Below are 289 nucleotides of genomic sequence, written 5' to 3'. Positions count from 1 at the left end.
TGGGGAGCCGATCCCGGACCGCAGCGAGTTCCGAATCGACCGTCCGGTGATCGTAGGTGAACATCTGGGTCACGATCTCGCGCGCCGCGTCCGTCGCGGAGGCGGGCGCGTCCGCGACCCGCTGCTCGGTCGCCGCATCTCCCCTGGCCTCGACGTACTGCCAGGAGGTCAGACCGGTGACGACGACGAGGACGGCGGACGCCGCGGCCAGGACCACGGTGAGCCTGCGTCGACGCGACGAATCGAGCGGCTCCCGGGTGGGCCCCGGCGTCGCGCGCGCCCGCTCGGT

Annotated in this window: 1 pseudogene; it reads right to left on the bottom strand. The window is 73.4% G+C overall.

Features of this window, described 5'->3' with window-relative positions:
* Positions 1-289 (bottom strand): annotated as a pseudogene (locus G6026_RS16165) (hypothetical protein); the annotation flags it as partial.

The organism is Dietzia sp. DQ11-38-2, from assembly GCF_014145055.1.
Classification (GTDB): domain Bacteria; phylum Actinomycetota; class Actinomycetes; order Mycobacteriales; family Mycobacteriaceae; genus Dietzia.
The sequence above is the reverse complement of the archived record's forward strand: the minus strand, read 5'-3'. Positions and strand labels throughout refer to the sequence as shown.